Below are 26,010 nucleotides of genomic sequence, written 5' to 3'. Positions count from 1 at the left end.
AAAACCTGTGGGAGTGCCACCCCGGTCACTCCCACAGCGGGTGGTGTTGCTGGCCGTTTTAAACGCTAGCCACAAATGAGGTGAGCGCAATCAGACGCTCGCCTGCGCCCCTTCGAACCACGCGAGCTTGTCCCGCAGCGTGACGACTTCTCCCACGATCACCAGAGTCGGCGCATGAACCTCATGCTCCGCGACCAACTGTGGCAAGTTGGCCAGCGTACCGGTGAACACGCGTTGATGAACCGTGGTGCCTTGCTGGATCAGCGCAGCGGGCGTGTCCGCGGAGCGCCCGTGCTTGATCAATTCGTCGCAAATGATCGGCAGCCCGATCAGGCCCATATAGAACACAAGGGTCTGCGACGGCGAGACAAGGTCTTTCCATGGCAGATCGGTGGTGCCGTTTTTCAAGTGACCGGTCACGAAGCGTACGGACTGGGCATGATCGCGGTGGGTCAGAGGAATGCCGGCGTACGCGGCGCAACCGCTGGCAGCGGTAATCCCGGGCACCACCTGAAATGGGATGCCGTGGGCAGCCAGTTCTTCAATTTCTTCGCCGCCACGGCCGAAAATGAACGGGTCGCCGCCTTTCAGGCGCACGACGCGCTTGCCTTGTTTGGCCAAATCAACCAACTGCTGATTGATTTGATCCTGCGGCAAAGCGTGATCGGCGCGCTGCTTGCCGACATAGACCCGGTCAGCGTCACGACGGCACAACTCCAGAATTGCCGGGGCTACCAGACGGTCGTAGAGCACCACGTCCGCCTGCTGCATCAAGCGCAGCGCACGAAAGGTCAACAGGTCGGGATCCCCCGGACCTGCGCCGACGAGATACACCTCACCGGTCGCGGCCGGCGCATCTCCGTCGATCTTTGCCTGCAGCAAGCGTTCGGCTTCAGCGCCCTGCCCGGCCAGTTGCCGGTCGGCGATGGGCCCCTGGAAAACCTCTTCCCAGAATGCTCGACGCTGCTGAACGTTGGGAAACAGGCCTTTCACCTGATGGCGAAAGCGCGCCGCCAGCCCCGCCAGATGCCCATAGGTCGGCGGAATCCAGGTCTCGATTTTGGCGCGGATCAGTCGCGCAAGCACGGGTGCGTCGCCACCACTGGACACGGCAATGACCAGCGGCGAGCGGTCGACGATCGCCGGGAAGATCACGCTGCAGAGTGAGGGAGCATCCACCACATTGACCGGCACCCCGCGTTGACGAGCGTCAGCTGACACCTGCGCATTGAGAGGCTCGTCGTCGGTGGCGGCGATGATCAGCACGCAGCCGTTGAGGTCCGATTCGGTGTAGCCGCGCAGAATCTGCTCGCCACCGCTGCTGTCGATCAGCTCGCGCAGTTCTGTGCCGATGTCAGGGGCAACAACACGCAGCACCGCGCCCGCATCGGCGATGAGGCGGGATTTGCGCAGGGCAATCTCGCCGCCGCCCACGACCAGCACGCGCGCGCCACGAAGGTTATGGAACAGCGGCAGAAATTCCATTTAGCCGATGACCTCGATGCCGCCCATCCAGGGCTTTAGAACCTCTGGCACGCGGATCGAACCGTCGGCCTGCTGGTAGTTTTCGAGCACCGCCACCAACGTGCGGCCGACTGCCAGACCGGAGCCATTGAGCGTATGCACCAGCTCTGGCTTGCCGGTTTCAGGGTTGCGCCAGCGAGCCTGCATGCGTCGCGCCTGGAAGTCGCCGCAATTGGAGCACGACGAAATCTCGCGGTATTTGTCCTGGCTCGGAATCCACACTTCCAGGTCATAAGTCTTGACTGCACTGAAGCCCATGTCGCCGGTGCACAGGGCCAGCACGCGATAAGGGAGCTCAAGCAACTGCAGGACGCGCTCGGCGTTGCCGGTCAGGCTTTCCAGCGCTTCCATGGATTTGGTCGGCTCGACGATCTGCACCATCTCGACTTTGTCGAACTGGTGCTGGCGGATCATGCCGCGCGTGTCGCGTCCCGACGCACCCGCTTCGCTGCGGAAGCACGGCGTATGGGCAACGAATTTGAGGGGCAACTGCTTCGGATCGAGGATTTCACCCGAAACAATGTTGGTCAGTGACACCTCAGCGGTCGGGATCAGGTAGAGATCGGCTTCGCCTTCGCGGGAGATTTTGAACAGGTCTTCCTCGAACTTCGGCAACTGGCCGGTGCCCTGCAATGCCGGGGCCTGAACCAGGTACGGCGTATAAGCCTCTTCGTAACCGTGTTCATTGATATGCAGTGTGATCATGAACTGCGCCAGCGCACGGTGCAGGCGCGCAATCGGTCCGCGCAACAACGCAAAGCGCGCGCCGGAAAGCTTGGCAGCGGTTTCGAAATCGAGCCAGCCAAACTTCTCGCCCAGCGCGACGTGGTCCTGCACGGCGAAATCGAACGACGCTGGCGTGCCCCATTTGCGCACTTCGACGTTTTCTTCTTCATCAGCCCCGACCGGCACCGACTCATGGGGCAGGTTCGGCATGCTTAGAGCCATGGCGTCCAGCTCGGATTGAATACCGTCGAGCTCTTTTTTGCCGGCGTTCAGCTCTTCGGCCATGCGGTCGATGTCAGCCATCAGCGGTGCGATGTCTTCACCGCGCTGCTTGGCCTGGCCGATGGATTTGGATCGGGCGTTACGCTCGGCCTGAAGCTGTTCAGTGCGGGTCTGCACCGTCTTGCGCTGGGCTTCCAGCGCTTCGATGCGAGCCACGTCCAGTGTGAAGCCACGGGAAGCCAGGCGATCCGCTACGTCCTGAAGGTGGGTACGCAGCAGTTTGGAGTCGAGCATATCGTTGCCTCGTTATTGAATCAGGGTTATTAAATGTGAAGCGATTATATTCGGGTCAACGAAAGGCCTGCCCAGGTGGCAAGCAGTCCGCCCAGCACGCTGATCAGGGCGTAGCCAATGGCCAAAGGCGCCTGGCCGCTTTCAAGCAGACGAATCGTGTCCAGCGAGAATGACGAAAACGTCGTCAGCCCACCCAGAAACCCGACCATCAACCCGGCGCGCACTTCGATCGGGACCTCCGGGCGGATCATGAACAGCCCGTACAGCATCCCGATCAGCAGACAGCCCACCAGATTCACCGCCAGCGTCGCCGTATAGAAATAGCGCGGCCAGTTCGCGGCCACCACATTACCGGCCGCGAAGCGCAGTAATGTACCAGCCACGCCACCGGCGGACACAGCAAGAATCAACTGAATCACGGTTTTCTCCGCTGACGGGGGCTGGCGCGGTCGAGCGCCGAAAGGTGTTTGAGTTTTTCGCCGATCTTCAGCTCAAGGCCCCGCGGGACCGGCTGATAGTATTGGCGAGGCTCGAGCTCGTCGGGGAAATAATCCTCACCCGCCGCGTACGCGTCCGGCTCATCGTGGGCGTAGCGGTATTCTTCGCCGTAACCGAGTTGCTTCATCAGCTTGGTGGGCGCGTTGCGCAGGTGCAGCGGAACCTCCAGCGAGCCGTGCTCGGTGGCTTCCCTCATGGCCATCTTGAAACCCATGTAGACGGCGTTGCTCTTTGGCGCACAGGCTAGATAAACGATGGCCTGGGCAACGGCCAGCTCGCCTTCCGGGCTGCCGAGGCGTTCCTGCACGTCCCAGGCGGACATGCACAGCGGCAAGGCGCGCGGGTCTGCGTTGCCAATGTCTTCACTGGCCATGCGCACCACGCGCCGCGCCAGATACAGCGGATCGCAACCGCCGTCGATCATCCGCGCAAACCAGTACAGCGCAGCGTCCGGGTTGGAACCGCGGATGGATTTGTGCAGCGCGGAAATCTGGTCGTAGAACGCTTCGCCGCCCTTGTCGAAACGACGGCGGCTGTCACCCAACAGGCTTTGCAGCAATTCGGGATCGATCTCGCTGCCGTCTTCGGCAAGGTCCGAGGCGTTCTCCAGCAGGTTGAGCATGCGCCGACCGTCGCCGTCCGCTGCGGCCAGGAGCGTCTTGAATGCTTCATCACCGAGCGTCAGATGCCGATTGCCCAGCCCGCGCTCTTCGGTCAGCGCACGGTTGACCAGTTGGCGCAGCGCAGCTTCGTCCAGGCTTTTGAGCACATAGACGCGGGCGCGGGACAGCAAGGCGTTGTTCAGTTCGAAAGAAGGGTTTTCGGTGGTGGCGCCGATGAAAATCAGCGTGCCATCCTCAACATAGGGCAGGAACGCATCCTGTTGCGATTTGTTGAAGCGATGAACTTCGTCGACGAACAGAATCGTCCGGCGGCCATACTGACCGGCTTGCTGCTTGGCGATTTCCACCGCCTGGCGGATCTCCTTGACCCCCGCGAGCACCGCCGACACTGTTTCAAAATGCGCGTCCGAGACTTTGGCCAGCAACCGCGCCAGCGTGGTCTTGCCCACGCCGGGCGGCCCCCAGAAGATCATCGAATGCAGCGCACCCTGCTCCAGCGCCTCGCGCAGCGGCTTGCCGTGGGCGAGCAAATGCTGCTGGCCAACGTACTCGTCCAGATTGGTCGCCCGCAGGCGGGCGGCCAACGGCTGTGCGATCGGTTCACTGCTGAACAGGTCCATGAAACAGGCGAACCCCTTTTATTCCTGAATGACGTCAGCGCCCTTAGGGATCTGGAACTGGAACTTGCTCGCCGCGACAGGCTCGTTGGCCTTGACGCCGGTGAACAGGATATTGGTGCGTTGCCCAACACTGTCGATCAGCTGCATGTCGTTGATCATGCCGTTGCGAAACGACAGTCGCAGACTGTCGAACAGCGTGTCCTTGGATTTGGGCTTGAGCACGAAGTCAATCACACCGCCCGCTTCCTTGGCAGTGATGTCAAAGCTTTCGCTGATTTTCGACACGTCACCCGACAGTAACAGCGCCGGGGTCTGGGTCAGGCGCTGATCGAGGGTCTTGATGGTGACCTGCTCCAGGTCGGGGTCCCACAGCGACACCTTCTTGCCGTCGGAAACCATCAGCTGCTCCTGGGGCGCATCGGTGTGCCAATAGAACAGGCCGGGGCGCTGCAGAGTCATCTCGCCAGTGGTTTCCTGCAATTGGGTGCCACCGCCGTCCAGCGTGAGCTGGGAGAAACGCCCGCTCAGGGTTTTGGAGTTCTCCAGCAGTTGGGTCAGGCGCGCCACGTCCTTGCTGTCGGCGAGGGCCGGGAGGGCGGAAAAAGCCAGTGCAGATACCAACAACATGCGGATAAGACGCATGGGATTCCTCTTTGAGTGTGGTTGAAGCCGGACGCCGCCGTAGAGGCGCCGCCCGGTCAGGCATGACAGGGAAGTGTCAGTCACGCACGGGGGCTGGCGCAATCACTTCACGCGAGCCGTTGGTGTTCATGGCTGTCACGACGCCGGCATTTTCCATGGTTTCGATCATCCGCGCGGCACGGTTGTAGCCAATCTTCAGCTTGCGCTGCACGGCAGAGATCGAGGCGCGTCGGCTTTCAAGTACGAACTTGACGGCTTCGTCGTAAAGCGCGTCGCTTTCGCTGTCCTCGCCATCACCGCCGCCGCCACCGCCATCGAAGCCGCTGCCTGGCTCCTCGACGCCGGCGAGGATGTCGTCGTTGTAGTCCGGCGTGCCGCGCAGTTTCCAGGCCTCGACCACGCGGTGAACCTCTTCGTCGGACACGAACGCGCCGTGCACCCGGATCGGCAGGCTGGTGCCTGGCGGCATGTAAAGCATGTCACCGTGGCCCAGCAGTTGCTCGGCGCCGCCCTGGTCGATGATGGTCCGGGAGTCGATTTTGCTCGACACCTGAAATGCCATCCGCGTCGGGATGTTTGCCTTGATCAGACCGGTGATGACGTCAACCGACGGACGCTGGGTCGCCAGGATCAGGTGGATACCTGCCGCTCGGGCCTTCTGCGCGATACGGGCGATGAGTTCTTCAACCTTCTTGCCGACGATCATCATCATGTCGGCGAACTCGTCCACCACCACAACGATGGTCGGCAGCTTGGTCAGCAGCGGTGCTTCGTCGTGAATGCTCTCGCGGTGGTACAGCGGATCGGAAAGCGGCGTACCGGCCTCCTCCGCCTCGCGAACCTTCTGGTTGAAACCGGACAGGTTACGCACGCCCATCTTGGCCATCAGTTTGTAACGACGCTCCATTTCGGCCACCGACCAGCGCAAGGCGTTGGCAGCGTCCTTCATGTCCGTTACCACCGGGCACAGCAGATGGGGAATACCTTCGTAGATCGACAGCTCGAGCATTTTCGGGTCGATCATGATCAGCTTGGCGTCTTCCGGGCCGGACTTGAACAGGATCGACAGGATCATCGCGTTCACACCCACCGACTTACCGGAACCGGTGGTACCGGCAACCAGCAGGTGAGGCATCTTCGCAAGGTCGGTGATGACCGGCTTGCCGCCGATGTCGTGACCCAGCGCCAGCGTGACGGGCGATTTGGCGTCGTCGTACTCCGGCGTCGAAAGGACCTCGGAGAAGCGCACGATCTGGCGGTCCTCGTTGGGTATCTCGATGCCGACAGTGGTCTTGCCGGGAATGACCTCGACAACCCGCACGCTGGTCACTGCCAGCGAACGCGCCAGGTCTTTCGCCAGGTTGGAAATGCGACTGACTTTTACGCCGGCCGCCGGCTGGATCTCGTAGCGGGTGATGACCGGACCTGGATGGATCGAGTCCACCGAGACCTCAACCCCAAACTCCTTGAGTTTGATTTCAAGCAGGTGACCCACTGCTGCCAGCGATTCGGGCGAGTAATTGAGCTGCTTTTTCTCTGCCGGGTCGAGGATCGAGATCGGCGGCAGCGTACCTTCCACGGCGCTGTCCACGAACAATGGCGCCTGCTTTTCTTTCTGTACGCGCTTGCTCGGCTCTGGCACACGAGCGGGTGCCGGAGCGATAACCGCCGGAACGTGCTTTTCGCGAGCCGCCATGTGCTCGGTCAACGCCTGTTCGCGCTCGATGAGGCGTTCTTTGGCCTTGGCCTGCTCGCGTCGATCAGGGGCGACTGGCGCAACGACCTCGTCGACACGCATGTCAACTTCTCGCAGCTGGGCAACCATTTGCTTGCGCTCGTTGCGGGCGGCCCACCAACGGTTGAGCGAGCCGGTGAACAGCTCGACCAGGTCCAGCGTTATCTTGCCCGTCGTGTCCATGACTTTGAACCAGGACAGGTCGGTGAAGACGGTCAGGCCGAACAGGAACAGCGCAATGAACAACAGCGTGCTGCCCTGCACATTCAGCGCGCGCTTGGCCAGATCGCCAAGCACCTCGCCCAGCACGCCGCCGGCCGAGCCCGGGAGGCCCGACGCCGAATGAAAATGCAGATGCGCGAGCGATGCGCCGGCCAGGACCAGAAACACCAGACCGATCGTGCGCCAGGAGAACAGCCAGCCGCTCCACTGCCACGGTTCGTGACGATGGCGGAACACCTGATAAGCCTTGACCCCAAGCAACAGCGGAAAGATGTAGGCGAAGTAGCCGAGAATCATGAACAGGATGTCGGCCGAGAACGCGCCGGCGCGGCCTGCAGCGTTCTGCACCTGAGCCGAGCTGCTCGTGTGGCTCCAGCCTGGATCGCCCTGATCGTAGGTCAGCAGCGCCATGATCAGATAAAGACACAGGGCGCCGAACGCAATCAGTGCACCTTCCTTGAGCCGGTAGTGCAAATGCTGCCGCCAGAGCGGAACGGGGGTGGGTGCTATGGTGGATTTCTTCAAAACGCTTCAATTCCTGCGCGCAAGCGCGAACATCTGGTGATTGACTGTGTACGACTGCCTTGACGAAATGGCAGTGACGCTCCTGACGGCCATGGAAACCACAATGGCGCTAACCCAAGCTCGACAGGTGACTTGAAATAAGGTTAAACAACAACGGCATTGTACGGATTTGCACGCCGCGCGCTACGTTAGTCTGGCGCGGGGCTTGCGGATCTTCAAGCCTCGACGGCCGAAGGCAATTGGAGCACGCATTTTGTTTGGCGACAAAGACTTATGCGCCGTGCCTGCCGTACTCCTGAACTGTCAAAAGGCCACGTCTGGAAGCAACTGCTCTGCAGCCGGGCGTCGGGGCACAACCAAGCGCCTGTGACCGCAATTGCACAACGGAGTTGCACGCCGGCGCGGCCTCCCCTCCCCTCTCGTAAAGTCTGGATGCCATGCTGACCTGGTTACAACGCGACACCCTGGAATTCCCACCGCTGGAAAAAGCCATGCGCGAGCCCAACGGGTTGCTGGCGGGCGGCGGTGACTTGTCCGCCGACCGCCTGATTGCGGCGTACCGCCACGGGTGTTTTCCCTGGTATCAGCAGGGCCAACCGATTCTCTGGTGGTCGCCGGACCCGCGCACCGTGCTGTTTCCCGACGAGCTTCATGTCTCGCGCAGCCTGGGCAAGCTGCTGCGCCAGAATCGTTATCGGGTCACCTTCGATCAAGACTTTGCGGCCGTCATCCAGGCGTGCGCCGAACCTCGGGCCTACGCGGACGGCACTTGGATCACCGGTTCAATGCAGGCGGCATACATCGAACTGCACGCCCGCGGTTTTGCGCACAGCGTTGAGGTCTGGGATGGGGACACACTGGTAGGCGGCCTGTACGGACTGGCCATGGGCAGGTTGTTTTTCGGCGAGTCCATGTTCAGCCGCGCCGACAACGCCTCCAAGGTCGGCTTTGCCACGCTGGTCGGACACCTCAAGGCATGGGGCTTCGTCATGATCGATTGTCAGATGCCCACTCAACACCTGCAGAGCCTCGGTGCGCGGTCCATTCCACGTCAGACCTTCGCCCAATGGCTGGGCGAACATCTGGACGCAGACAATTGTGCCGACTGGCTGCCTAGGCGAGTTTGATATGGCTGGCATACACTCTTAACTCAAGTTTTTTTCGAGGGTTGATCATGACCGAGCTGGCGCGGCTGAAGTTCTATGCCACTCAACCCCACTCCTGCAGCTACCTGCCCGAGGAACAAGCCACAACGCTGTTTCTCGACCCCAGCCAGCCGATGGATGTTCAGGTCTATGCCGATCTCTCTGACATGGGGTTTCGCCGCAGTGGCGATCATCTGTACCGTCCGCATTGCCAGAATTGCAGTGCCTGCGTGCCTGCGCGAATTCCGGTCGGGCTGTTCACGCCTGATCGCCAGCAAAAACGTATTTTCAAGCGCAACGTCGACCTGGAAGTCACTAGCATCAAACCGCATTTCAGCGAAGAGTATTTCGATCTCTACCAGCGCTACATCGAGCAGCGCCACGCCGATGGCGACATGTTTCCACCCAGCCGTGATCAGTTTTCCACGTTTTTGGTCCGGGACCTGCCGTTTTCACGGTTCTACGAGTTTCGTCTGGAGGGTCGCCTGCTTGCGGTCGCCGTCACCGACCTGCTGCCCAACGGGCTTTCAGCCGTCTACACGTTCTACGAGCCGGCCGAGGAGCGTCGCAGCCTTGGCCGCTACGCCATCCTCTGGCAGATTGCCGAAGCGGCGCGCATGCAGTTGCACGCTGTTTACCTGGGCTACTGGATAAAGAACTGCAAAAAGATGAATTACAAGACCCAATATCGGCCTATCGAACTGCTCACGAATCAAAGATGGGTCACTCTTTACTGAAGCCCTTGGCTTAAACCTCAGTTTTCGGGCACAATGCAGCCCGCTTTTGCCTGGCTGCCGTTTGCACCGGGCCATTCATTGGATACCGAGGGCTCTACTGCATGTCGAAAGAAGACAGCTTCGAAATGGAAGGCACTGTCGTCGACACCCTGCCCAACACCATGTTCCGTGTGGAGTTGGAAAATGGGCACGTCGTAACCGCGCACATCTCCGGCAAGATGCGCAAGAACTACATCCGCATTCTTACCGGCGACAAGGTCCGCGTTGAGCTGACGCCCTACGACTTGAGCAAAGGGCGCATCACTTACCGCGCCCGCTAACAGGTCTTAACAAAAACGCCCGGCATCTGCCGGGCGTTTTTGTTGGCGCAGGATTCATGCCTCGCCTTCTGTTTGAAAGCTCGCCATCTTTGTAGCGCCGTGTCCCCGTAGGAGCCGGCTTACTGGCGAACGCATTGTGCCAGCCGACATATCCATCCCTGAACGACCGCGTTCGCCAGCAAGCCGGCTCCTACAGATTGCACGAAGCGTCACGTCCCACCATGGGTCACGAATCACGGCCATGAAGCCAACAAAAAAGGCGCCAATCGGCGCCTTTTGAGTGTGTGCCCCTAACGAAACGTCAGGCCATTTCGGCCGTGGTTTCGTAGTCGAACGTGATCTCGCCGTCCTTGAAGTCGATGTGAACCACACCGCCATGCTCGGACAACTCACCAAAGAGAATCTCTTCGGCCAGCGGACGCTTGATCTTGTCCTGGATCAGACGTGCCATCGGACGCGCCCCCATTGCCGCATCGTAACCACCTTCGGCCAGATAACTTCTCGCCGCGTCGGTCACTTCCAGCAATACGCGCTTGTCTTCCAGCTGCGCCTGAAGCTCGGTGAGGAACTTGTCCACCACGCTTTTGATGACCTCATGACTGAGGCGACCAAACTGGATGATGGTGTCCAGACGGTTGCGAAACTCAGGCGTAAAGCTCTTCTTGATCACTTCCATGGCATCAGATGAGTGATCCTGATGAGTGAAGCCGATCGAAGCACGCGCTGCAGTCTCGGCGCCCGCGTTGGTGGTCATGATCACGATCACGTTGCGGAAATCCGCCTTGCGCCCGTTGTTATCCGTCAGCGTGCCGTGGTCCATGACCTGCAGCAGCAGGTTGAAGACTTCCGGATGCGCCTTCTCGATCTCATCAAGCAACAGCACACAATGCGGCTGCTTGGTGATCGCTTCGGTCAACAGACCGCCCTGATCGAACCCGACGTAACCCGGCGGCGCACCGATGAGTCGCGATACGGTGTGACGCTCCATGTACTCGGACATGTCGAACCGCACCAGCTCGATACCCAGCGCCTTGGCCAACTGACGCGCCGCTTCGGTCTTGCCCACGCCAGTAGGCCCTGCGAACAGGAACGAACCGACCGGCTTGTCCGGCGACTTGAGGCCCGCGCGCGACAGCTTGATAGCAGTGGACAGCGAGTCGATGGCCGCATCCTGACCAAATACCGTCAGCTTCAGGTCGCGCTCCAGGTTACGCAGCAGCTCCTTGTCGGAACTGTTGACGTGCTTTGGAGGAATCCGCGCAATCTTGGCCACGATGTCTTCAACCTGCGGCACTTCAATGCGCTTGACGCGCATTTCAACAGGTTGCAGGCGTTGGTAGGCACCCGCCTCGTCAATCACGTCGATTGCCTTGTCGGGCATGTGACGATCATTGATGTAGCGCGACGCCAGCTCGGCTGCAGCGCGCAGTGCCTCATCGCTGTACTCGATGTTGTGATGCTGCTCGAACCGGCCTTTCAGGCCACGCAGGATGCCGATAGTGTCTTCAACCGATGGCTCGGAAACGTCGACCTTCTGGAAGCGACGCGCCAGGGCACGGTCTTTCTCGAAGATGCCGCGAAATTCCTGAAACGTCGTCGAACCGATGCAACGGATATCACCCGAAGACAGCAACGGCTTGAGCAGGTTGGAAGCGTCCATCACGCCGCCCGACGCAGCACCTGCACCAATGATGGTGTGGATTTCGTCGATGAACAGAATGGCATGAGGGCGTTTCTTCAGTTCGCCCAGCAACGCTTTGAAGCGCTTTTCGAAATCCCCGCGGTATTTGGTCCCGGCCAGCAACGCACCCAGGTCGAGGGAATAAACGACACTGTTGGCGAGCAGGTCCGGCACTTGATTATCGACGATACGTTTGGCCAGACCTTCGGCGATGGCGGTCTTGCCCACCCCCGCCTCGCCCACCAGCAGCGGGTTGTTCTTGCGACGCCGCGCGAGGATCTGAGCGACGCGCTCGACTTCCATCTCGCGGCCTACCAGCGGATCAATGCGGCCTTGACGGGCCAGCTCATTCAGGTTGCTTGCATAGGCATCCAGAGGATTGCCTGAAGAAGAAGACTCACCGCCCTCGTCGTCCTGCATATCTTGCTCACCTTCAGACTGATCGCCATGCCCAGGCACTTTGGAAATGCCATGGGCGATGTAGTTGACGACATCGATACGGGCAACGCTCTGCTGCTTGAGCAGAAACACTGCCTGGCTTTCCTGCTCGCTGAAAATCGCTACCAGTACGTTGGCACCGGTAACTTCACGCTTGCCGGAGCTCTGCACGTGAAAAACCGCACGTTGCAGAACGCGTTGGAAGCCGAGTGTAGGTTGGGTCTCGCGGTCCTCGTCGTGGACGGGGATCAGCGGCGTGGTGGAGTCGATGAACTCCTGGAGGTCGTGTTTGAGTTTGTCGAGGTTTGCGCCGCAGGCACGCAGTACGGTGGCGGCAGCCTCATTGTCCAATAGGGCCAGCAGAAGGTGCTCGACGGTCATGAATTCATGACGTTTGGAGCGGGCCTCCTTGAAAGCCAGATTGAGGGTGACTTCGAGCTCACGGTTTAACATAGCTTCACCTCATACCCAAGTGTCCGGCGTTAACCGTCCTTCTCGATTTCACAGAGTAGCGGATGCTGGCTTTCCCTGGCGTACTGATTGACCTGCATAGCCTTGGTCTCGGCAATGTCACGGGTGAACAACCCGCAAACGGCCCGTCCCTCTGTATGGACGGCCAGCATGACCTTGGTCGCCAGCTCACGATTCAGGTTAAAAAACACCTCGAGCACTTCGACAACGAAATCCATCGGGGTGTAGTCATCGTTGAACAAAACCACCTTATACATAGGCGGCACCTGCAATGTCGGCTCGGCTTCCTGTACAGCGATACCCGACGCGTCGTCCTCATGGGGCTGCTGCGGGTCATTCTGATTGAATGTTAGTCGAATCTTGCTGAATGCATGCATGGTAAAGAAGGTTCACAGAGGACGTGATTGAATTAAATGGTGGCGGCGATACCGTATTTCAACTGGACCGTCGCTTGGCCTTGACTATCGGCCAATCGGTGTTACAAACAATAGAACCCACATTGGGTAAAAAGGGTCCGCGCAGTCAACCAAAATTTTTTAGGTCCGGCGGATGAGAGGTGATGATACTCCCATCGGAGTCCTTTGCAGAGGGATGTGACTATGCTAAGCGGTAAGGTCAAGTGGTTTAACAACGCCAAGGGGTATGGCTTCATCGTTGAAGACGGCAAGTCGGAAGACCTGTTTGCGCACTACTCGGCGATCACTATGGATGGCTATAAGACACTGAAGGCCGGGCAGCCGGTCAATTTTGAAATCATCCAGGGGCCCAAGGGCCTCCATGCCGTAAAGATCGTTGCACAGCAGGCCGCGGCGCTTCCTGAAGCGGTTCGCACGCACGAAAGAGAGTTCGAGAAGCAACAGGCATAGCGTTACCATCACGCCTGAGCCGGACCGTTCAAGCGCGATTTCTGGAAGCCGGCCAACCTTATATAGGGTTGGCCGGCTTTTTTGTGGGTATTGATTCACGCCGCACGTGCTCCTTTAGTCGAAAAGCATCTGACTTCAGGCTACGCATTACCCCCCTGCGCCAGGTGCGTCAGGTTGCCGCAGGCCCCGTAACGCAAGGGCTGACGCAACATTGCAGAAAACCCCTCTCACTTATGCCACAGGCAAACCGGCCGCCAGCCCTTCAAACCCTTCGCATGACCGGCATAGTAATGGCCGGGTGCGGTGATATACTCGGGCCGATGACCGTTGGGTCATCGAGGGTCGAGCCAACGAAACCGGATGCTCAGCCCTCCGCAGGCCGAACCGCTATCCGGCTCCGACCGTTTGACGCTCGACTGATGCACCCCCTACAACGCGACGAAATTCTCGACTTTCGGCTCATCGGTAAATTGGGCGAAAGTGCCTACCCTGCGCATCTCGAAATTTTGTGTACGCTCAGCAAAGAAGAGAGTTATCCCGAATATGTCCAACCGCTCGAAGATCATCTATACCTTCACTGACGAAGCGCCAGCCCTCGCCACCTACTCACTGCTGCCTATCATCGAAGCGTTCACCGCCTCCGCTGACATCGCCGTTGAAACCCGCGACATCTCGCTTGCAGCCCGCATCCTCGCCAGCTTTCCCGAGCGCCTGGGTGACAAGAAGGTTTCTGACGATCTGGCCGAGCTGGGCCAACTGGCGACCACGCCGGAAGCCAACATCATCAAGCTGCCAAACATCAGCGCCTCGGTGCCGCAACTGAAGGCCGCGATCAAGGAGCTGCAAGCCAAGGGCTACGACATTCCGGATTACCCGGATGAAGTCGTCACCGAAGCCGACAAGGCTGCCCAGGCTGGCTATGACAAAGTGAAAGGCAGCGCCGTGAACCCGGTTCTGCGTGAAGGTAACTCCGATCGTCGCGCGCCGCTTTCCGTCAAGAACTATGCACGCAAGCACCCGCACAAAATGGGCGCATGGGCGGCGGACTCCAAGTCCCACGTCGCGCACATGGACAACGGCGATTTCTACGGCAGCGAAAAATCCTCGCTGATCGAAGCCGCCGGCGCTGTGAAGATCGAGCTGATCGGTAAAGACGGCAGCACCACCGTGCTGAAAGACAAAACGCCTGTACTGGCAGGCGAGATCATCGACTGCGCCGTCATGAGCAAGAAAGCGCTGCGTGCGTTTGTGGCGCGTGAGATCGAAGACGCCAAGAAGCTTGGCGTTCTGTTCTCCGTCCACTTGAAAGCCACCATGATGAAAGTCTCCGACCCGATCATGTTTGGCGAGTTTGTTGCCGAGTACTATCAGGAAGCGCTCAGCAAGCACGCTGACGTTCTCAAGGAAATCGGCTTCAACCTGAACAATGGTATCGGCGACCTGTACGCCCGCATCAAAGACCTGCCAGCCGACCAGCAAGCGCAGATCGAAGCGGACGTCAAAGCCGTCTACGCGACCCGCCCTGCCCTGGCAATGGTCAACTCCGACAAAGGCATCACCAACCTGCACGTGCCGAGCGACGTCATCGTCGACGCCTCGATGCCTGCGATGATTCGTGATTCCGGCAAGATGTGGAACAACGACGGCGTCCTGCAGGACACCAAGGCCGTGATTCCGGACCGTTGCTACGCGACCATCTACCAGGCCGTCATCGAAGATTGCAAGCAACACGGCGCCTTTGACCCGACGACCATGGGCAGCGTGCCAAACGTGGGCCTGATGGCACAAAAAGCCGAAGAGTACGGCTCGCACAACAAGACCTTCCAGATCGAAACCGACGGCGTGGTCCGCGTGACTGACGACAAGGGTCAGGTCTTGATGGAACAGAACGTTGAAGCCGGCGACATCTGGCGCATGTGCCAGACCAAGGACGCGCCGATCCAGGACTGGGTCAAACTGGCTGTCAACCGTTCGCGCCTGAGCAACACCCCGGCCATTTTCTGGCTGGACCCCGAGCGTGCGCACGATGCGGTGATGATCAAGAAGGTCGAGCAGTACCTGAAGGATCACGACACCACCGGCCTGGACATCACCATCAAGTCGCCTGTCGACGCCATGAAGGTGTCCCTTGAGCGTATCCGCGCCGGCAAGGACACCATCTCGGTGACCGGCAACGTGTTGCGTGATTACCTGACCGACCTGTTCCCGATCATGGAACTGGGCACCAGCGCCAAGATGCTGTCCATCGTGCCACTGATGAATGGCGGTGGTCTTTTCGAAACCGGCGCGGGCGGTTCGGCACCCAAGCACGTGCAGCAGTTGAACGAAGAAAACTTCCTGCGCTGGGACTCGCTTGGCGAATTCCTGGCACTGGCCGCTTCTCTCGAGCACCTGGGCAACGTCTACAACAACCCTAAAGCGCTGGTGCTTGCCACTGCCCTGGACAAGGCCACCGGTCAGTTCCTGGACAACAACAAGTCGCCGTCGCGCAAGGTCGGCGGTATCGACAACCGTGGCAGCCACTTCTATCTGGCCACCTACTGGGCTCAGGCCCTGGCGGCGCAGACCGAAGATACCGTGTTGCAGGCCAAGTTCACCGAGCTGGCCAAGACCCTGACTGACAACGAAGCAACCATCGTCGCTGAGCTGAACAGCGTACAAGGCAAGCCTCTGGACATCGGCGGTTACTACTTCGCAACGCCGGAGCTGGCCAGCCAGGCCATGCGTCCAAGCAAGACCCTGAACGACGCGATCAACGCGTTGAAGTAAGGCGCTCCGATCGGCGGCTGCAAAGCTGCTGAGTGCGATGAGAAGCCCTGGCCTTTGCGCCGGGGCTTTTTTTTGCTGACTCCGCTCCCTGTAGGAGCCATCGGAGGTTACGACGGTCGCGAATGCGGTTTACCTGACAATCCGCTTCGCGACCCTCGTAAACTCGGATTGCTCCTACAGCTAACGAGAAGCCCCAATGACCTGGCATCCCCATATCACCGTTGCAACCGTCATCGAAGACAACGGCCGCTTTCTGTTCGTAGAGGAACTGAAAAACGGCAAGCTCGTGCTCAATCAGCCCGCCGGACACCTGGAGCCTGACGAGACCCTGCGTGAAGCGGCCGTCCGCGAAACGCTGGAAGAAACCGGCTGGGACGTCGAGCTCACCGGTGTGGTCGGCATTTACCTGTACACCGCGCCGAGCAACGGCGTGACCTATCAACGGGTTTGTTTTACCGCCAGGGGCGTCCGGCATCACCCGGGCCGCGCCCTGGACACCGGTATCGTCGGCGCCCCTTGGCTCACTCGCGACGAGTTGGCCGAACAGCCCGAGCGCTGGCGCAGCCATCTGGTACTGGAATGCATCGATGACTACCTCGCAGGCCCGATCCACAGCCTCGATGTGGTGCGCGACTGACTGGCCTCTTCCCGGCGAAACCCGGTCCTACAGACCGTATGCATTGTGGGACCGGCTTCAGCCGGGATGGCGCCGGGTGTCACAACGCGAAATTCCTGGTGTTCGTTCAGGCCTCTTCCCGACTAAAGACGCCCCACAAAAACAGCGCTCTGGCGGGCGAAGGTGTCTGTGCAACTGAATAGCTTTTAGCCTTGGCGCTGACTCCCTGATAGAATCGCGCCCTTTCCTGCTGCTACCCAATCGAATTCCTATGTCTGATTCAGCCTTTTCCGATACAGAAAAGAAGCGCGTCATCGTCGGCATGTCCGGCGGCGTGGATTCTTCGGTCTCCGCCCTTCTGCTCATGGAGCAGGGGTATCAAGTGGAAGGCCTGTTCATGAAGAACTGGGAAGAAGACGACGGAACGGAATACTGCACCGCCATGGACGACCTTGCGGACGCCCAGGCCGTGTGCGACAAAATTGGCATCAAGCTGCACACCGTGAACTTTGCGGCCGAATACTGGGATCACGTCTTCGAGCATTTCCTCGAAGAATACAAGGCCGGACGCACGCCGAACCCGGACATCCTGTGCAACCGCGAGATCAAGTTCAAAGCGTTTCTGGATTACGCCTTCATGCTGGGTGCCGACCTGATCGCGACTGGACACTACGTGCGCCGCCGCGACATCGATGGGCGCACCGAATTGCTCAAGGGCCTGGACCCGAACAAGGACCAAAGCTACTTCCTGCACGCTGTGGGCGGTGAGCAGATCGCCAAGACCCTGTTCCCGGTCGGCGAGCTGGAGAAGCCTGAAGTGCGCGCCATCGCCGAGAAGTATCAGCTGGCGACGGCGAAGAAAAAGGACTCCACCGGCATTTGCTTCATTGGGGAACGTCGTTTCACCGACTTCCTGAAACAGTATCTGCCCGCTCAGCCCGGCGAGATCAAGACCACCGAAGGCGAAGTCATCGGACGGCATGCGGGCCTCATGTACCACACCATCGGCCAACGCCAGGGGCTGGGCATCGGCGGACTGAAGGATGCTGGCGATGAGCCGTGGTATGTGCTGGTCAAGGACCTGGAGCACAACGAGCTGATTGTTGGCCAGGGCAACGAACACCCATGGCTGTTCTCCCGCGCCTTGCTCGCCTCGGACATTTACTGGGTCAACCCGATCGACCTCAGCAGCCCGCGCAAGCTGACCGCTAAGGTGCGTTACCGCCAGAGCGATCAAAGCTGCACCCTGGAACGTACCGAAACCGGTTACCGCGCCACCTTCGACGAGCCGCAACGCGCCGTGACGCCGGGTCAGTCCGTGGTGTTCTACGACGGTGAGGTCTGCCTGGGCGGCGGCGTTATCGAGATCGCCGAGCCGTGGCACAACAGGAACGCACGTTGATGACCCCGATCCAGGAACAACTTGTGGCCCTGGCCGGGGTCTTTCAGGCCGCCGTGCTGGTCGATCGCATTGCCAAGACCGGGCAGGCCGGTGAAGCCGCGGTGGGCTGCCTGATGGGCACCCTGCTGGTCCTGGATCCCAAGGACACGCTTGACGTATTCGGCGGTGATGACCTGAATTTGCATGAGGGTTACCGTGCCCTGGCCAGCGCTCTGGAACGCGACCCCGCCACGCTGCAACGCGAGCCGTTGCGTTACGCGCTGGCGATGCTGGGCCTCGAGCGCCAGCTGTCCAAGCGCGATGACATGCTCGACACCATTGGCAAACGCCTGCCGCAGATCAAATCCCAGGTCGAGCACTTCGGGATCGCGCATGAAAACGTCATTGCCGCCAGCGGCGCACTGTACCAGGACACCCTGAGCACCTTGCGTCAACGCATCCAGGTACACGGTGACATGCGTAATCTGCAGCAGCCCAACAATGCGTCGAAAATCCGCGCGCTGCTGCTGGCCGGCATTCGCTGCGCACGACTTTGGCGACAGGTGGGCGGTCACCGCTGGCAACTGGTCATCAGTCGCCGCAAGTTATTGAAAGAACTGTATCCCTTGCTTCACCACTGAGTGGCAGACGCCACCCGGTTTGCTCACAATCCTGCATCGCGCGGCTCATCACGCTCGGCCAGCCTCGGCTGAGCGTGATTTTCATGTATGATACGCGCCCCTTTTCGTTGCCCGACAGTCCGAGAACACCCTATGCAGCTTTCTTCGCTCACTGCGGTTTCCCCTGTAGATGGCCGCTACGCCGGCAAAACCCAGGCCCTGCGCCCGATTTTCAGCGAATACGGCCTGATCCGTTTCCGCGCCCTGGTGGAGGTGCGCTGGCTGCAACGCCTGGCCGCGCACCCGCAGATCCCGGAAGTCCCCGCGTTTTCCGCTGAAGCCAATGCCATTCTTGACGCGCTGGCTGACGACTTCGCCCTTGAGCACGCTGAACGCGTGAAAGAGATCGAGCGCACCACCAACCACGACGTCAAAGCGATCGAGTACCTGCTCAAGGAGCAGGCAGCCAAGTTGCCGGAGCTGGCCAAGGTCAGCGAGTTCATCCACTTCGCCTGCACCAGCGAAGACATCAACAACCTGTCCCACGCCTTGATGCTGCGTGAGGGCCGCGACACCGTGCTGCTGCCACTGATGCGCCAGATTGCCGAGTCCATTCGCGAACTGGCCATCCGCTTCGCCGACGTGCCGATGCTGTCGCGCACCCACGGTCAGCCAGCGTCGCCGACCAGCCTGGGCAAAGAACTGGCCAACGTCGTGTATCGCCTGGAACGCCAGATTGCCCAAGTCGCTGCCGTGCCGCTGCTGGGCAAGATCAACGGCGCCGTCGGCAACTACAACGCGCATCTGTCGGCGTACCCGGACATCGACTGGGAAGCCAACGCCCGCGCCTTTATCGAAGGCGAGCTGGGCCTGGGTTTCAACCCTTACACCACGCAGATCGAACCGCATGACTACATTGCCGAACTGTTCGATGCGATCGCGCGCTACAACACGATCCTGATCGACTTCGATCGTGACATCTGGGGCTACATCTCCCTGGGCTACTTCAAGCAGCGCACCATCGCTGGTGAAATCGGTTCGTCGACCATGCCGCACAAGGTCAACCCGATCGATTTCGAAAACTCCGAAGGCAACCTCGGTATCGCCAATGCACTGTTCCAGCATCTGGCCAGTAAGTTGCCGATCTCCCGCTGGCAGCGCGACCTGACCGACTCCACCGTGCTGCGCAATCTCGGCGTGGGCTTCGCTCACAGCGTCATTGCGTACGAAGCGAGCCTCAAGGGCATCGGCAAGCTGGAACTCAACGAGCAGAAAATCGCTGCCGACCTGGACGCTTGCTGGGAAGTCCTGGCCGAGCCGATCCAGACGGTCATGCGTCGCTACGACATCGAAAACCCGTACGAGAAGCTCAAGGAGCTGACCCGTGGCAAGGGCATCGGCCCTGAAGCGCTGCAGACCTTCATCGACGGTCTCGACATGCCCGCAGAGGCCAAAGCCGAGCTGAAGAAGCTCACGCCCGCCAACTACATCGGTAACGCGGCGGCGCAGGCCAAGCGCATCTGATCGCACTGCACTCGCTCTGAACGCCCGGCTGAGCCGGGCGTTTTTATTCCCGTAGCAAAAATTCGTTTTTTCAATAGGTTACACATGAATCCTGACATCCCTCTTCAGCTTCTAGGCGGCATCACAGCGCGCGAGTTCCTGCGTGACTACTGGCAGAAGAAACCTTTGCTGATCCGCCAGGCCATTCCGGATTTCCAGAGCCCGATCGACGCTGACGAGCTGGCCGGGCTGGCACTCGAAGAAGAAGTCGAGTCGCGCCTGGTTATCGAGAAAGGCGAGCGCCCATGGGAGCTGCGTCGCGGCCCGTTCGCCGAGGACGAGTTCAGCAAATTGCCTGAGCGCGAGTGGACGCTGCTGGTTCAGGCTGTGGATCAATTCGTTCCGGAAGTCAGCGAACTGCTGGAAAACTTCCGCTTCCTGCCCAGCTGGCGTATCGACGACGTGATGATCAGCTATGCCGCACCGGGCGGCAGCGTCGGTCCGCACTTTGATAACTACGACGTGTTCCTGCTGCAGGGCCATGGCAAGCGTCACTGGCAGATCGGCCAGATGTGCGACGCCGAAAGCCCCCTGCTCACCCACGCCGACCTGCGCATCCTGGCCGACTTCCAGGGCACAGACGAGTGGACGCTGGAGCCGGGCGACATGCTTTACCTGCCGCCGCGGCTGGCCCATTGCGGCGTTGCCGTGAATGAATGCCTGACTTACTCGGTAGGTTTCCGTGCGCCGAGTGCCGCCGAAGTGCTGACCCATTTCACCGACTTCCTCAGCCAGTTCATACCGGATGAGGAACGCTACACCGACGCAGGCGCGCAACCGGTCAGCGATCCGCACCAGATTCAACACGACGCCCTTGATCGCCTTAAAGGTCTGCTGGCCGAGCACATGGGTGACGAGCGCCTGCTGCTGACCTGGTTCGGCCAGTTCATGACCGAGCCTCGTTATCCGGAGCTGGTAGTCGGCCCTGAACTGGCGGAAGAGGAACTGCTCGACAGCCTGGAACAAGGCGCTGTGCTGATCCGCAACCCGAGTGCGCGGCTGGCGTGGTCGGAAGTCGATGACGACCTGCTGCTGTTTGCCAGCGGGCAAAGCCGTCTGCTGCCAGGCCACTTGCGTGAACTGTTGAAAATGATTTGTGCGGCCGATGCGCTGCACATCGACAATCTGGGCCAATGGCTGGCAGATGACGATGGACGTAACCTGCTCTGTGAGCTGGTCAAACAAGGAAGTCTGGGGTTTGCTGATGAATAAGATCCGCGTACGGGTAGCCGACTGGCACAAAGACAACGCTGACATCCGCCGCATTCGCGATGCGGTGTTCGTGTCCGAGCAGTCCGTGCCACCTGAACTGGAATGGGACTCGGAGGACGCAGGCGCCCTGCACTTCCTGGCACTGGAAGGTGACTACGCTGTCGGTACCGCACGCCTTTTGCCAGACGGTGAGTTCGGCCGTTTGTCGGTACTGAAAGACTGGCGCGGCTTGAACGTGGGTGACGCGCTGATTACCGCCATTCTCGACGAAGCCGAGCGTCGCGACCTGAAGCAGCAGCGACTCAGCGCTCAGATTCACGCCACTGCGTTTTACGAACGGTTCGGGTTCACTGTCGTCAGCGACGAGTTTCTCGAAGCCGGCCTGCCCCACGTAGACATGGTGCGCAACTCGCACTGATCAGGCTTCGCGGCCTTTGGCGCCCCGTCGCACGCTTTCGGCAAACCCAGTCGAGAACCGCGCGCCGGGGCGTTTTGCCGTTTGCGATTCAACTTGGTGCTGCGCAGGCCGACAAACTGGCAAACTCGTCGCCTAGACGCGCCCTTGCGGAGACCGAACCGATGTCACTACGCACCCTGCTCGCTTCACTGCTGCTGGCCTGCAGCTTTACGGCCACGGCCGCCACCGAAGTCATTCCTCTGAACTACCGCACCAGCGATGACCTGCTGCCTGCGGTGAAGTCCTTTCTGGGCAACGACGGCAGCGTCAACGCCTATGGCAACAAGCTGATCGTCAACGCCGAGCCCGACAAGATCAGCGAACTGCGCGAGCTGCTCGGCCAACTCGACACCGCCCCCAAGCGACTGATGATCAGCGTCGACACCAGCGACAGCACGGTGCAGAACGATCAGGGTTACTCGGTCAATGGCACCGTGCGTTCCCAGGACGGACGCCTCAGTGCGGACGGTCAGACGCGCATTCAGAACTACGGCACGGTCAGCCGCGACGGTGGCGTACAGCAAGTGCAGGCCAATGAAGGCACCCCGGCGCTGATTCAGGTGGGTCAAAGCATTCCCATCACCTCGGTGCAGTCCGATGGTTATGGTTACCCTCAGACCAACACGCAGTACCGCAATGTGACCCAAGGCTTTTACGTGACCGCGACCGTGACGGGCGACATTGTTCACTTGAGCATCAGCACCAATAACGACCGCATGAGCCAGCAGCAGGCGGACGCGATCAAGGTGCAGAGCACCGACTCCCAGGTCAGCGGCCGACTCGGTCAGTGGATCACCCTTGCCGGGGTCAGCGACCAGTCTCGCGCGGATGAGCGCGGCGTGGTCCGTCGCTACTCCACGCAAGGCCGCAACGACATGCAGCTGCGCGTGAAGGTCGACAGCCTGGATTGAGGCGACATTTTTGATAAGCCACTGAAGCGACGCTCTGCAATCTGTAGGAGCTGGCTTGCTGGCGAACGGTGTCTGTCATTCACCACTGCGGTGGCTGAAAAATGGGTTCGCCAGCAAGCCGGCTCCTACGGATTTTGCCCACGACACGGGTAATCGCCGTCTGCATGGGATCTGTAGGAGCCGGCTTGCTGGCGAACGGTGTCTGTCATTCACCGCTGCGGTGGCTGAAGAATGGATTCGCCAGCAAGCCAGCTCCTACGGTTTTTGCGCGCGACACGGGTAATCGCCGTCTGCATGGGATCTGTAGGAGCCGACTTGCTGGCGAACGGTGTCTGTCATTCACCACTGCGGTGGCTGAAAAATGGGTTCACCAGCAAGCGGGCTCCTACGGTTTCTGCGCACGACACGGGTAATTGCCGTCTGCATGGGATCTGTAGGTGCCGGCTTGCTGGCGAACGGTGTCTGTCATTCACCGCTGCGGTGGCTGAAGAATGGATTCGCCAGCAAGCCGGCTCCTACGGTTTTTGCGCGCGACACGGGTAATCGCCGTCTGCATGGGATCTGTAGGAGCCGACTTGCTGGCGAACGGTGTCTGTCATTCACCGCTGCGGTGGCTGAAAAATGGGTTCGCAAGCAAGCCGGCTCCTACGGTTTCTGCGCACGATACGGGTAATTGCCGTCTGCATGGGATCTGTAGGAGCCGGCTTGCTGGCGAACGGTGTCTGTCATTCACCGCTGCGGTGGCTGAAGAATGGATTCGCCAGCAAGTCAGCTCCTACGGTTTTTGCGCGCGACACGGGTAATCGCCGTCTGCATGGGATCTGTAGGAGCCGACTTGCTGGCGAACGGTGTCTGTCATTCACCGCTGCGGTGGCTGAAAAATGGGTTCGCCAGCAAGCCGGCTCCTACGGTTTCTGCGCACGACACGGGTAATTGCCGTCTGCATGGGATCTGTAGGAGCCGGCTTGCTGGCGAACGGTGTCTGTCATTCACCGCTGCGGTGGCTGAAGAATGGATTCGCCAGCAAGCCGGCTCCTACGGATACGTAAAAGAGCCCGCCTGATCTCTCGCCCTAACCGGTCGCGCCCCACTCGATTATGTAGTGCTCCATCTGCCACTACATCTCGCCTCCAACCCGCGAACACCCAGCACCCACGCTGATTTGCCCTTCCCAGCACCCGCACGCCCTAAACTGACCGCCAAGTCGCATTAGACGGAATATGTAGTGAGGTAAAGAAACCACTACAAAGTGTTTGACGATGCAAAATCCCCGAGGCATGATGGCCTCGCTCCCACTGATCGGAAGCCGCGCAATAAGCCTCCTGATCGCGCCTGAACGAACCACGTTCGCGCCGATTAGCGTCTTTTATGCCCAAAAGGCCGTTTAACGCCTCTGCACATTGATGGCGACCAAACATGAACTGATAAACATGCTTTCCGATTCAGTGAGCAGCCATCAGTGCGCCTCGAAGAAACACCGGCGCCGGCGAAGCAAGGAGCTTCACCTCAATACCCACAAGAGCAAGCAACGAGGTTCATCCCATGGCACTGACACGCGAACAACAAATTGCAGCTATCGAGAAAGACTGGGCCGAGAATCCACGCTGGAAAGGCGTCACCCGCACTTACTCCGCTGCTGACGTCGTCCGCCTGCGTGGCTCGGTTCAGCCGGAACACACGTTCGCCAGGCTGGGCGCTGACAAGTTGTGGAACCTGGTAACCCAGGGCGCCAAGCCGTCGTTCCGTCCGGACAAGGATTTCGTCAACTGCATGGGCGCACTGACGGGAGGCCAGGCCGTGCAGCAAGTCAAAGCGGGCATCCAGGCCATCTATCTGTCTGGCTGGCAAGTAGCAGCTGACAATAACTCGGCCGAGTCGATGTACCCCGATCAGTCGCTCTACCCGGTGGATTCAGTGCCAACCGTGGTCAAACGCATCAATAATTCATTCCGCCGCGCCGATCAGATCCAGTGGAAAGCTGGCAAGAACCCGGGCGATGAAGGCTATATTGATTACTTCGCGCCGATCGTGGCCGATGCCGAAGCCGGTTTTGGCGGCGTGCTCAACGCTTACGAGCTGATGAAAAGCATGATTGAGGCCGGTGCTGCCGGTGTTCACTTTGAGGATCAACTGGCGTCGGTGAAGAAATGCGGCCACATGGGCGGCAAGGTGTTGGTGCCCACTCAGGAAGCCGTGCAGAAGCTGGTGGCGGCTCGCCTGGCCGCTGACGTTGCAGGCGTGCCGACCATCATTCTGGCTCGCACTGACGCCAACGCCGCAGCCCTGCTGACTTCGGACTGCGACCCTTACGATCAGCCATTCGTAACCGGGACCCGCACGCCGGAAGGCTTCTACAAGGTCCGCGCCGGCCTGGATCAGGCGATCGCCCGCGGCCTGGCCTATGCCCCTTATGCGGACCTGATCTGGTGCGAAACCGCCAAACCTGACCTGGATGAAGCGCGCCGCTTCGCCGAGGCGATTAAAAAGGAATATCCGGATCAGCTGCTGTCGTACAACTGCTCTCCTTCCTTCAACTGGAAGAAAAACCTGGACGACGCAACCATCGCCAAATTCCAGCGCGAGCTGTCGGCGATGGGTTACAAGCATCAGTTCATTACGCTGGCAGGCATTCACAACATGTGGCACAGCATGTTCAACCTGGCGCATGACTACGCACGCAATGACATGACTGCCTACGTGAAGCTGCAAGAGCAAGAATTTGCCGACGCTGCGAAAGGCTATACCTTTGTCGCGCACCAGCAGGAGGTGGGCACCGGGTACTTTGATGACATGACCACGGTGATTCAAGGCGGCAAGTCTTCGGTCACTGCACTGACCGGATCGACGGAAGAAGAGCAGTTCCATTAAGCCAGCATTGAAAGCGCTCGGTGCCTATTGACAGGCTCCGCCATGAAAGCCGCCCTAAGGCGGCTTTCTCTATTTGGCTGGATATTAAACCCACTGCAACGGTCAATTATTACCTGATAGACAGTTCAAATTGGCATCACAAAGTTAATTAGGCTCCGTATATCGACCAATGCTCGTCCGCCACATAATTAATTGGAACTTCGTCACACATCCGTGACATCGCTACCCGTCAGGCCCAAATGATATTTATTATCATTTAAACCGCTCTGTTTGCCTGCACAACTCCGCCATAGAGATTTATCCAAAGCGCCCCTCAACGCCCGC

The 26,010-nt window shown here is 59.7% G+C and carries 21 protein-coding genes; 13 read left to right on the top strand and 8 right to left on the bottom strand.

Annotated elements, in window-relative coordinates; all coding sequences use genetic code 11:
• Positions 1 to 90: 90 nt before the first annotated feature.
• The 6 genes from cysG to LT42_RS00205 form a co-directional block, all read right to left on the bottom strand.
• Positions 91 to 1,485, bottom strand: coding sequence for a siroheme synthase CysG (gene cysG, locus LT42_RS00230; protein ID WP_037008856.1), 1,395 nt, complete (start codon positions 1,483 to 1,485; stop codon positions 91 to 93).
• Complete coding sequence (gene serS, locus LT42_RS00225) at positions 1,486 to 2,766, bottom strand: serine--tRNA ligase (RefSeq protein ID WP_037008855.1); 1,281 nt, start codon at positions 2,764 to 2,766, stop codon at positions 1,486 to 1,488. It abuts the gene before it with no gap.
• Between the two features lie 44 nt (positions 2,767 to 2,810).
• Complete coding sequence (gene crcB, locus LT42_RS00220; protein WP_037008854.1) at positions 2,811 to 3,185, bottom strand: fluoride efflux transporter CrcB; 375 nt, start codon at positions 3,183 to 3,185, stop codon at positions 2,811 to 2,813.
• The gene (locus tag LT42_RS00215) at positions 3,182 to 4,507 is read right to left on the bottom strand and encodes a replication-associated recombination protein A (protein WP_037008852.1); all 1,326 of its coding nucleotides are present in this window, start codon (positions 4,505 to 4,507) and stop codon (positions 3,182 to 3,184) included. Before LT42_RS00215 ends, crcB begins: the two co-directional genes overlap by 4 nt.
• Before the next feature lie 18 nt (positions 4,508 to 4,525).
• The gene (gene lolA / locus LT42_RS00210) at positions 4,526 to 5,149 is read right to left on the bottom strand and encodes an outer membrane lipoprotein periplasmic chaperone LolA (protein WP_037008847.1); all 624 of its coding nucleotides are present in this window, start codon (positions 5,147 to 5,149) and stop codon (positions 4,526 to 4,528) included.
• A 76-nt stretch (positions 5,150 to 5,225) separates the two neighbouring features.
• On the bottom strand, positions 5,226 to 7,631 hold the full coding sequence (locus LT42_RS00205) for a DNA translocase FtsK (RefSeq protein WP_037008846.1): 2,406 nt from the start codon (positions 7,629 to 7,631) through the stop codon (positions 5,226 to 5,228).
• 437 nt (positions 7,632 to 8,068) lie between these two features.
• Between LT42_RS00205 and aat the strand changes: the two genes are divergently transcribed.
• From aat to infA, 3 genes are all read left to right on the top strand, one after another.
• The gene (gene aat / locus LT42_RS00200) at positions 8,069 to 8,758 is read left to right on the top strand and encodes a leucyl/phenylalanyl-tRNA--protein transferase (protein WP_037008845.1); all 690 of its coding nucleotides are present in this window, start codon (positions 8,069 to 8,071) and stop codon (positions 8,756 to 8,758) included.
• 47 nt (positions 8,759 to 8,805) lie between these two features.
• Entirely contained in the window at positions 8,806 to 9,513 is a 708-nt protein-coding gene (locus tag LT42_RS00195) for an arginyltransferase (RefSeq protein ID WP_037008844.1), read from the top strand.
• A 101-nt stretch (positions 9,514 to 9,614) separates the two neighbouring features.
• Positions 9,615 to 9,833 (top strand): translation initiation factor IF-1, encoded by a 219-nt coding sequence (gene infA / locus LT42_RS00190; protein WP_002553999.1) that lies wholly within the window; start codon positions 9,615 to 9,617, stop codon positions 9,831 to 9,833.
• A 301-nt stretch (positions 9,834 to 10,134) separates the two neighbouring features.
• Here the strand turns inward: infA and clpA are convergent, their stop codons facing one another.
• Together clpA and clpS are read right to left on the bottom strand one after the other, a co-directional pair.
• Positions 10,135 to 12,405: an ATP-dependent Clp protease ATP-binding subunit ClpA gene (clpA, locus tag LT42_RS00185; protein ID WP_037008843.1), complete on the bottom strand. Its 2,271-nt coding sequence runs from the start codon at positions 12,403 to 12,405 to the stop codon at positions 10,135 to 10,137.
• Between the two features lie 29 nt (positions 12,406 to 12,434).
• Entirely contained in the window at positions 12,435 to 12,800 is a 366-nt protein-coding gene (gene clpS, locus LT42_RS00180) for an ATP-dependent Clp protease adapter ClpS (protein WP_037008841.1), read from the bottom strand.
• A gap of 222 nt (positions 12,801 to 13,022) precedes the next feature.
• On the opposite strand from clpS, the gene cspD reads away from it, so the two are divergent.
• The 10 genes from cspD to aceA all read left to right on the top strand — a co-directional run bounded on the left by cspD (position 13,023) and on the right by aceA (position 25,686).
• A complete protein-coding gene (gene cspD, locus LT42_RS00175) occupies positions 13,023 to 13,289 on the top strand; it encodes a cold shock domain-containing protein CspD (RefSeq protein WP_037008839.1) in 267 nt (88 codons plus the stop codon).
• Positions 13,290 to 13,832: 543 nt separating this feature from the next.
• A complete protein-coding gene (locus LT42_RS00170) occupies positions 13,833 to 16,058 on the top strand; it encodes an NADP-dependent isocitrate dehydrogenase (RefSeq protein WP_037008838.1) in 2,226 nt (741 codons plus the stop codon).
• Positions 16,059 to 16,254: 196 nt separating this feature from the next.
• A complete protein-coding gene (locus LT42_RS00165; protein WP_037008836.1) occupies positions 16,255 to 16,695 on the top strand; it encodes an NUDIX hydrolase in 441 nt (146 codons plus the stop codon).
• A gap of 250 nt (positions 16,696 to 16,945) precedes the next feature.
• Positions 16,946 to 18,076 (top strand): tRNA 2-thiouridine(34) synthase MnmA, encoded by a 1,131-nt coding sequence (gene mnmA / locus LT42_RS00160; protein ID WP_037008834.1) that lies wholly within the window; start codon positions 16,946 to 16,948, stop codon positions 18,074 to 18,076.
• Complete coding sequence (gene hflD / locus LT42_RS00155; protein WP_037008832.1) at positions 18,076 to 18,696, top strand: high frequency lysogenization protein HflD; 621 nt, start codon at positions 18,076 to 18,078, stop codon at positions 18,694 to 18,696. The genes mnmA and hflD overlap by 1 nt, the downstream gene beginning before the upstream one ends.
• A 132-nt stretch (positions 18,697 to 18,828) precedes the next feature.
• Positions 18,829 to 20,199 (top strand): adenylosuccinate lyase, encoded by a 1,371-nt coding sequence (purB, locus tag LT42_RS00150; protein WP_037008831.1) that lies wholly within the window; start codon positions 18,829 to 18,831, stop codon positions 20,197 to 20,199.
• 84 nt (positions 20,200 to 20,283) lie between these two features.
• Positions 20,284 to 21,450 carry a ribosomal protein uL16 3-hydroxylase gene (locus tag LT42_RS00145; protein WP_037008830.1) on the top strand — a complete coding sequence of 389 codons (1,167 nt, stop codon included), beginning with the start codon at positions 20,284 to 20,286 and terminating at the stop codon, positions 21,448 to 21,450.
• On the top strand, positions 21,443 to 21,868 hold the full coding sequence (locus LT42_RS00140) for a GNAT family N-acetyltransferase (protein ID WP_037008829.1): 426 nt from the start codon (positions 21,443 to 21,445) through the stop codon (positions 21,866 to 21,868). The genes LT42_RS00145 and LT42_RS00140 overlap by 8 nt, the downstream gene beginning before the upstream one ends.
• Before the next feature lie 161 nt (positions 21,869 to 22,029).
• Complete coding sequence (locus LT42_RS00135; RefSeq protein ID WP_037008827.1) at positions 22,030 to 22,818, top strand: secretin N-terminal domain-containing protein; 789 nt, start codon at positions 22,030 to 22,032, stop codon at positions 22,816 to 22,818.
• Positions 22,819 to 24,360: 1,542 nt separating this feature from the next.
• Entirely contained in the window at positions 24,361 to 25,686 is a 1,326-nt protein-coding gene (gene aceA, locus LT42_RS00130; protein WP_037008825.1) for an isocitrate lyase, read from the top strand.
• Positions 25,687 to 26,010 lie beyond the last annotated feature (324 nt).

It is taken from the genome of Pseudomonas lutea (assembly GCF_000759445.1).
Classification (GTDB): domain Bacteria; phylum Pseudomonadota; class Gammaproteobacteria; order Pseudomonadales; family Pseudomonadaceae; genus Aquipseudomonas; species Aquipseudomonas lutea.
This window is presented reverse-complemented; position numbering and strand designations above follow the sequence as displayed.